The organism is Streptomyces sp. NPDC054849 (assembly GCF_053610945.1).
Window position 1 is genome coordinate 32,275 of record NZ_JBSGZI010000077.1, and the last position, 7,882, is coordinate 40,156.

The 7,882-nt window shown below is 70.3% G+C and carries 6 protein-coding genes and 1 pseudogene; 3 read left to right on the plus strand and 4 right to left on the minus strand.

The window, feature by feature from the left end; translation table 11 throughout:
- Nucleotides 1–64: 64 nt before the first annotated feature.
- Nucleotides 65–2,335 carry an MMPL family transporter gene (locus ACWGIF_RS27375; RefSeq protein WP_453501398.1) on the plus strand — a complete coding sequence of 757 codons (2,271 nt, stop codon included), beginning with the start codon at nucleotides 65–67 and terminating at the stop codon, nucleotides 2,333–2,335.
- A 66-nt stretch (nucleotides 2,336–2,401) separates the two neighbouring features.
- Here the strand turns inward: ACWGIF_RS27375 and ACWGIF_RS27380 are convergent.
- Nucleotides 2,402–2,701: pseudogene (locus ACWGIF_RS27380) on the minus strand (transposase); the annotation flags it as partial.
- A gap of 427 nt (nucleotides 2,702–3,128) precedes the next feature.
- Between ACWGIF_RS27380 and ACWGIF_RS27385 the strand changes: the two are divergent.
- A complete protein-coding gene (locus ACWGIF_RS27385) occupies nucleotides 3,129–4,391 on the plus strand; it encodes an IS110 family transposase (protein ID WP_453501400.1) in 1,263 nt (420 codons plus the stop codon).
- A gap of 212 nt (nucleotides 4,392–4,603) precedes the next feature.
- Here the strand turns inward: ACWGIF_RS27385 and ACWGIF_RS27390 are convergent, their stop codons facing one another.
- The 3 genes from ACWGIF_RS27390 to ACWGIF_RS27400 form a co-directional block, all read right to left on the minus strand.
- Nucleotides 4,604–4,900: a zinc-ribbon domain-containing protein gene (locus tag ACWGIF_RS27390; protein WP_453501401.1), complete on the minus strand. Its 297-nt coding sequence runs from the start codon at nucleotides 4,898–4,900 to the stop codon at nucleotides 4,604–4,606.
- 482 nt (nucleotides 4,901–5,382) lie between these two features.
- Nucleotides 5,383–6,210 (minus strand): cytochrome c oxidase assembly protein, encoded by an 828-nt coding sequence (locus tag ACWGIF_RS27395; RefSeq protein ID WP_453501402.1) that lies wholly within the window; start codon nucleotides 6,208–6,210, stop codon nucleotides 5,383–5,385.
- Between the two features lie 11 nt (nucleotides 6,211–6,221).
- On the minus strand, nucleotides 6,222–6,785 hold the full coding sequence (locus ACWGIF_RS27400; RefSeq protein WP_453501403.1) for a DUF2243 domain-containing protein: 564 nt from the start codon (nucleotides 6,783–6,785) through the stop codon (nucleotides 6,222–6,224).
- Nucleotides 6,786–7,313: 528 nt separating this feature from the next.
- Between ACWGIF_RS27400 and ACWGIF_RS27405 the strand changes: the two genes are divergently transcribed.
- Nucleotides 7,314–7,715 carry an SsgA family sporulation/cell division regulator gene (locus tag ACWGIF_RS27405; protein ID WP_453501405.1) on the plus strand — a complete coding sequence of 134 codons (402 nt, stop codon included), beginning with the start codon at nucleotides 7,314–7,316 and terminating at the stop codon, nucleotides 7,713–7,715.
- The last annotated feature ends 167 nt before the right edge of the window (nucleotides 7,716–7,882 follow it).

Sequence of the window (7,882 nt, forward strand, 5' to 3'; positions counted from 1 at the left end):
GTGGCGAGGAGCCTCGGCATCGGCGGCCGTACAAGGACGGCCGACGAGGTGGTTGGAGGACCCGATGCTCTCGAAAGCCCTGTTGCGCCTGGGCGCAAGCGCCGCGCGCCATCCCTGGCGGGTGATCGCGGCATGGCTGATCGCCGCCACGCTCGCCGTCCTCGCCGCCGTCGCCTTCGGCGGGCGGACCGCGGACTCGATGACCGCTCCGGGACTGGACTCCCAACGGGCCGCGGAACTGATCGAGCGGGCCGGCACCGGCCAGGAGGGGATGACCGCCCAAGTGGTCGTCACCCCCCTCGACGACGGTGTGACGTTCTTCGACGACGACAGCGCGCGCACCGCTCTCACGCGGCTGCAGACCGAGGTGAAACGGCTGCCGCACGTGCTCGCCGCGAGCGACCCGGCGGGGGCACTCGACGCAGGCGCGGACACCGCCGTGCGCGGCGGCCTCGTCTCGGCCGACGGGCGGATCGCGGTCGTCCGGGTGCAGTACCCCGACCAGAGCCGGCTGTCGGCCGAAGACCTCGACGCCCTCGTCGATCTCGGCGACCGGCTGCGCGCCGAACTGCCCCTGCGCATCGAGATGGGCGGGAACCTCTTCTACGCCTTCTCCGACCCCGACGGCGGCGTGAGCGAGCTGATCGGCCTCCTCGCCGCGGCCGCGATCCTGTTCCTGGCGTTCGGTTCGCTCGTCGCCGCCGCGCTGCCGATCGGCATGGCGGTCTTCGGACTGACCGTCGGGGTCGCCACGATGACGGTACTGGCGGGGGTCACGGACGTCCCCACCTTCGCACCGGTCCTGGGCAGCATGGTCGGGCTCGGAGTGGGCATCGACTACGCGCTGTTCGTGCTCGCCAGGCACCGGGAGTACCTCGCGTGCGGGCTCGATCCGCAGGCGGCGGCCGGACGAGCGGTGGCAACGGCGGGGCGGCCGGTGGTCTTCGCCGGCGGCACCGTCGTCGTGTCGATCCTCGGCCTGGCGGTCGCGAACGTGCCGTTCATGACGGTGGGCGGGGTTGCCGTCTCGATCGTCGTCCTGACGATGGTGCTCGCGTCGGTGACGCTGCTGCCGGCCTTCCTCGGCGCGGCGGGCCCGCGCCTGGCCCGGGCCGGCCGGATCGGCCGGGCTCTGCAGACCAGGAAGCCGGGCCGACTCGCACGGCGGCGGGACCCGGCGGCAGGCGCCGCCCACGCCGCCGGGTGGCGTCGCTGGATCGGGCACGTCAGCCGGCACCCGGTGCCGTACGCGGTCGGCGCAGCGGCGCTGCTGCTGACGGCGACGCTGCCCGTGCTCGGCCTGCGCGTCGGCCTGCCCGACGACGGCTCACTGCCCCACAGCCGTACCGAGCGCCGGGCCTACGACCTCGTCGCCGAGGGGTTCGGTCCGGGCATCAACGGTCCCCTCGTCATCGCCGCGGACCCCACCGGTGATCCGGGAGTGCTGGACCGACTCGTCGGGGCGGTCGCGGCGGATCCGGGCATCGCATCCGTCGCGCCGACGCACATCGATCGGGCCACCGGCATCGCGACCCTCGTGGTGTTCCCGACCACCAGCCCTCAGGACAAGGCCACGGCCGACACCATCGCCCGGCTGCGCACCGACGTGCTGCCCACGGCGATCGGGCACGGCCCGGCCAGGGCCCACGTCGGCGGCGCCGCCGCGAGCCTGTCCGATGTGGGCCAACGCACCAGCCAACGCCTGCCGGTGATCGTCGCCGCCGTGCTGGCGATGTCGTTCCTGCTGCTGATGCTGGTCTTCCGCTCGATACTCGTACCGCTGAAGGCGGTACTGCTGAATCTGCTGAGCATCGGCGCGGCCTACGGCATCATGGTCGCGGTCTTCCAGTGGGGCTGGGGAGGCGCACTCATCGGGCTGGAAGCGACGGTTCCGATCGTGTCGTTCATCCCGACGTTCCTCTTCGCCATCCTGTTCGGCCTGTCGATGGACTATGAGGTGTTCCTCCTCTCCCGCGTACGCGAGGAGTACCTGCGCACCGGCGACAACGGCACGGCGATCGTTGAGGGCGTCTCGGGCACCGCCCGGATCATCACCTCGGCCGCCCTCATCATGGTGGCGGTCTTCCTGTCCTTCGCCGTCGCCGAGGACCCCTCCACCAAGATGTTCGGGTTCGGCCTGGCCACCGCGATCTTCATCGACGCCACGGTCGTACGCATGGTGCTGGTACCGGCGACCATGACACTCCTCGGCCGGACCAACTGGTGGCTGCCGAAGTGGCTGGACCGGATGCTTCCCCGCGGCCCGGTCGGCACCGAAGACACCGACGCGGAACCCACGGGTGAGGCCCCGCGTCCACGGCTGGTTGACCGTTGACTCGACTCCTGCCCGCCCTTGGCCTCCGGCCCTCAGCGCGTCACCTTGGGGCATATCGAGTCGTGATCATCGGGTGGTCCTGGTGAGGTCCTTGATCCAGATCATCGAGGCGCGCAGGTGGAGACCGGCGAGGTAGCTGTCGGGAGTCTTGTCGTATCGGGTGGCGATGCCTCGCCATGCTTTGAGCTTGTTGATCAGGCGTTCGACGGTGTTCCGCTCCTTGGAGAGATCGGCGTCGTGGCTGACGGGTCGGCCACCTCTGGAGCCCTCCTTCTTCCGGTTGGCGGCCTGGTCCTTCTTCTCCGGGATGACCGCCTTGATACGGCGTTTGCGCAGGTGGGCACGGTTTCCGCGGGACGAGTACGCCTAATGGGAAGCGAAGGTCGGCAAGAGCTGACCTTCGCGGGCGCGAGCCGAGCCTTTGAGTATGCCCGGGCCTGAGAGCCCTGTTGACAAGACGAGGCTGGCTCGCGCCCAGCAGTGCGGGCATGAAGCGTGCAGAACTCGGTGCCGTTTTGTCGGCATGGGCATGGAAGCGGTCCGGTTGCTGCGGGCCGGTCCCTCTGCGGCCGCCGGGCGGTTTGCTGTCCGTAGTCCGAGCCGGTTGTGCGGATCACCTCTCAGCTCTGCCTTGAGCTTTCAGCTCTGACGCGGACCGAGGGCCGTACGACTCGCTGGGGTTGCGAACGGCTGGTGGGATGACGTGCCTTGAGCACTTCCATTAGGGAGCACGCGCACCCTGCACAGGCTCTGGCTCTGGCCTGGGAAAAGAGTCCCGACGAAGGAGGACCGGATGGAGATAATCGGGTTACCGACGCCAGTGTTCTGTGGCGTGGACTGGGCCGAAGACCATCACGACATCGCACTGGTCGACGCTGGCGGAAAGCAACTCGCCAAGGTGCGGATTGGCGATGACGCTGCAGGGTTTGCCCAGCTCACCGACCTGCTGGCCGAGCATGGCGACAGCGAGGACGCCCCGATCCCCGTGGCCATCGAGACATCACGTGGACTACTCGTGGCCTGCCTGCGGGCCACCGGTCGGCCGGTCTTCTCGATCAACCCGCTGGCAGTCGCCCGCTACCGGGACCGCCACTCCGTCGCCCGCAAGAAGTCGGACGCCGTCGACGCAGCGGCCCTGGCCAACATCCTGCGAACCGACATGGCCGCCCACCGGCCGCTCCCGGCGGACTCCGAGCTCGTGCAGGCCATTGCCGTGCTCGCCCGGGCCCAACAGGATGCCGTCTGGGCCCGCGGCCAGGCCCACAACAAGCTTCGCTCCCAGCTCAGAGAGTTCTACCCAGCCATCCTCGACGCCTTCGCCCAGCACAAGCACGGACTGTGTTCGAGGGAAGCCCGCAGCATCCTGGCCGCTGCACCGACCCCCACCACGGCTGCGAGGCTGACACGGCGGCGCCTGCAGTCGCTGCTCAAGCAGGCCGGCCGGGTCCGCGGCATCGAGGCCGAAGCCGAAAGGCTCCACGAGGTCTTCAAACGCGATTACCTTCACCAGCTCCCCCAGGTCGAGGCGGCTCTCGGGCATCAGACGTCCGCTCTGCTCAGACAGCTGAACACCGCATGCGACAACGCCGACCAGCTCGAAGAGGTCGTCACGCAGGCCTTCGAAGAGCATCCGGATGCACCTGTCATCCGCAGCTTTCCCGGTCTCGCCTCACTGACCGGCGCCCGGGTCCTGGCGGAGATCGGCGATGACCGGGCCCGATTCGCCACCGCCGGATCATTGAAGGCCTACGCGGGAAGTGCCCCGGTCACCAGAGCCAGCGGCAAGAGCTGCAACGTCATGAGCCGGAAGGTCAAGAATCAGCGACTGGCTGCCGTCGGATACGTCTGGGCCTTCGTCTCTCTCACCAGGTCACCAGGGGCCAGAGCCCACTACGACCGCCGACGAGCAGCCGGCGACCGTCACGTCGCCGCACAGCGGAACCTCTTCAACCGCTTCATGGGCATGCTGTTCCACTGCCTCCAGAACGGCCACACCTACGACGAAGCAATCGCCTTCCCACAGCCCTCAACCGGACATACCGTCGCGGCAGCTTGACCCTTATCCGCGTGGGATGTCTTGTCCCCGGCGACCGCGTCCGGCCGGATGCCGGGTCCGCCGACGGGCCCGCCTACCCGTACTTTCAGGACGGGGATGAACTGCGGGCTGTCCGCTGCCTCGCCTGTGGTCAGGAGGCTCGGCGGCACGCACCACCTTCTTCATAGCCGTAGCCGTAGTAAGGGCTAGCGGAGTGGCGCATCGCCGACCGCTCAGACCCCAGGGTGCTGGTACGGCTGCTGCGACTGCCCGTACGCCCCACCGCCGGGAGCGCCTGCGGCCTGGGCCTGCGACTGCTCGGCCCATTGCCGGGGCACTTCCTGCTCCAGGCCACAGAACGTGCACTGGGTCGCATACTTCGTCGAGAAGGGGAACAGCGGCACGAAGAACAACGTGAACTTGGTGACGCGCTTGGTGAGCGTGTGCGCGGCGCGGTTGCCGCAGTGACGGCACGTCAGCGTGAGTATCGCGAGCTGATACAGGTACAGCCTGGTACCAAAGATGATCATAAGTTCGGCCCTTCTAGCCTCAGTGCCTACCGCCGGGCGGAAGGCGCTGACCGAGATCCTCTCATCCCATTTTTTCAGGCATCCCGCAGAGCTTCGCGGTCAGAGCGGTCAGGGCTTGGGTCACCGTGCGGGTCGCCTCCGGCCGGACGGCTCGGCAGCTGGTCGACGTGGCCGGCTCCCAGGGGCCGGAGGGGGCCCGCACCGCCGGTGCCCGCCGCGGTTTTCGGACCGCTGCGGGCTGTGGATCACGTGTTCGTCACCCACCGCCGTCCCGGGCCGGGCAAGGTGGTCGGCCCGCGCGAGCGTGTGCCCGGACCGCGGGCCGGGCGCCTCTCCTACGGGCAGGCTCGTGCCGGCCGTCGCCGGAGTCGATCCCCGAGCTGACCAGTCTGCTCGCGCTGGGCAGCGCGCACCGGTGAGCCGCGTCCGGGGTTGTTTCCTCGGTCGGCGGCACGCGGGTGGGCGTGGTCAGGCGGGTGCCGTCACTTCCCGGGTGCCGTCACTTCCCGGGATGTGGCGGGCTCGCGGGTGGCCGCCCGGCGGGGTTCGGGGCGCCAGGTGGCGACCAGGGCGGCGGCCAGGAGCAGTTCGGCGATGTCGCCGCCGTAGTACATGATCTCGGCGCCTGCCTGGACCTGGGGGATGGGGGCGTGGATGTTGATCCAGAAGCCGCCGTACATCAGCTGGGAGATGACCGCGTGGGCCGCGATGGCGACGCCGAGGTAGACCAGGCGGGCGCGAACGCCGGGGCGAGACGGTGCGGGGTCGGGGCCGGCGATGACGTAGGCGAACAGGCACCCCGACAGCAGGAAATGCGCGTGCAGCAGCCAGTGCGCCGGCGGATTGCTCATGGTCGCGTTGTAGAGGGGAGTGAAGTAGAGAACTGCGAGGCTGCCGGTGGACAGTGCCAGTGCGACCGCGGGGTGGGCGATCACGCGGGCGGGCGGGCTGTGCAGTACGGAGGTCAGCTGCCGTCCCCGGGCCGCGGGAAGGGTGCGCAGCAGGAGGGTGACGGGGGCGGCCAGGACGAGCGCGAGGGGCGCGTACATGCCGAGGAGCATGTGCTGGGCCATGTGGCCGCGGAAGTCTTCGTGCGCGAAGGGGGCCACGGGCGGCAACAGGGCTGCGCCGAAAAGGGCGACGCCGGTCAGGAAGCCGGCCGTCCGCCACCGGCTCCAGCCCTGGGCGGGGTTGCGGCGGCGGGCCCGTCGGGCGAGCAGCAGGTAGCTGCCGGCGGCGGCTGGCAGGACGAGGGCGGGCAGCAGCCACCCGAGGAGGCTGCTGCCCGCGGTGTGCCCGTGTGCGGGCATGTCGTGGTCCATCAGGCAGGTCGGCGCTCGTGCCGCTCGGCGGGGGTGTTCGGGTCGAAGGGCCGGCCGCTGCGTTGGAGCAGGTAGCCGACGGCGACCAGCAGGGCGCCCAGGACGAGGAAGCCGATGTCCCACCAGACCTGGCCGTCTCCGGCGTAGACGTGGTGGATGCCCAGGATGTGATGGTCCAGGACGCCTTCGACGAGGTTGAACAGGCCCCAGCCGACGAGCATCCAGCCCCACAGCACGCGGGAGGTCCACACCCGCCGCCGGTTGTGGGTGACCCGCGAATACAGGATGGCGAGGCCGAGGAGGACCGCGAGCCAGCACACGGTGTGGAAGATGCCGTCCCAGAGGGTGTTCATCTCCAGGCCGGAGACGGTGTGGGGGTTGTAGTACTTCACCCCGACGTGGTCCTCGTTGGTGCTGGAGAGCATGTGGTGCCACTGGAGCAGCTGGTGGAGAAGGATGCCGTCGACGAAACCGCCCATCCCCACTCCGAGCACGATGCCCGGCAACTGGATACTCGCCGACTGTGCCATGCCTGCCCGGGCCTCGCCCATCGTGGTGGCCATCGCTCGTCTCCGCTCCTGATTTCTGGCTCGGCTGGAAGGTGCCTCAGCCGCAGGTTCCCCTCTCTGCCGTACTCACGCGGGTGCGTGCCCGCCATCCGGCCCAACCGCAGCCGCGTCCTGGGATCACGCCGTGTCCTCAGCGTCAGGGGCACGTAGGGCCGCAGCCCGCGGGCAGGTCGGGGAGCTGGAAGGAGTATCGGCCGAGCCCGTTGATGTGGTGGCGGGACGAACGGGGGCAGGCGGGCGACCTCCTCGTCGCGGACACCGAAGCCGTCGGCGCCCTGCTTGGTGACTGTCCGGCGCCTCACGCAGGGGCCCTCGGTGCTGCGGGGAGACGGTGGGCGCGGAGGTGCTCGGCAGGCGAGGGCAGAAGACGCCGCTCCGAACCGGAGGCGGCCACTCCTAACCGAAGGCGTTCCGACCGCGCACTCTCCAGCGGTTCCCCCGATCGGACCTGTGTGGCAGGGACGAATCGGGGCACACGACTGCAACCGTGCAGCCCATCCCGGAGGCCCGTCGATGTCCTGTGTGTCTGCTCTGATCGTTGTCCGCCTCGACGCGCCGAGGGGCCGTGTGCCGCTCGTCGCCCGCTTCTCGTATGACGGTGAGGACCCGTACGTGGTCCAGGCCGCGTTCTTCGACGGCCCCACCGTCCTGGCCCGTTGGCACTTCGACCGGCAGATGCTCGCCGAGGGGCTCGAGCACGCCGTGGGCGAGGGGGACGTCGTCTTCAGCCCCCACAGGGCAGCCGGCGGGGACGAACTCCGCGTCGCTTTGCGAAGGCATGGTGCCGAGGGGGAGGGCGATGCCGTCCTCTTCGTGGAGGCCCGGGAGCTCACCGGGTTTCTGGAGCAGACGTACGCCGTCACGCGTGCGGGGGAGGAGTACCTCGACCTCGACGAGCTCCTCGACGAGCTCCTGGCCCGCTGACGGGCGGGCGACGAGGGCGTCTGCCCGGCGGGCGTCCCGCCGGGGGCCGGTCGGTGCACACGGACGTGGGGGGGGGGGGGGGCCGCCCGACCGCGGCGGGCGGGGGGCGGCGCGGGGGGGGCGGGGGGCGGCGCCGCCCGGGCCGGGGGGGGGCGGGGGGCCGCGAC

Bases quoted from the DNA above. Each gene is read 5' to 3' on its own strand.
- ACWGIF_RS27375 (WP_453501398.1), top strand. From the start codon at position 65: ATGCTCTCGAAAGCCCTGTTGCGCCTGGGCGCAAGCGCCGCGCGCCAT.
- ACWGIF_RS27385 (WP_453501400.1), top strand. From the start codon at position 3,129: ATGGAGATAATCGGGTTACCGACGCCAGTGTTCTGTGGCGTGGACTGG.
- ACWGIF_RS27390 (WP_453501401.1), bottom strand. From the start codon at position 4,900: ATGATCATCTTTGGTACCAGGCTGTACCTGTATCAGCTCGCGATACTC.
- ACWGIF_RS27395 (WP_453501402.1), bottom strand. From the start codon at position 6,210: ATGCCCGCACACGGGCACACCGCGGGCAGCAGCCTCCTCGGGTGGCTG.
- ACWGIF_RS27400 (WP_453501403.1), bottom strand. From the start codon at position 6,785: ATGGCCACCACGATGGGCGAGGCCCGGGCAGGCATGGCACAGTCGGCG.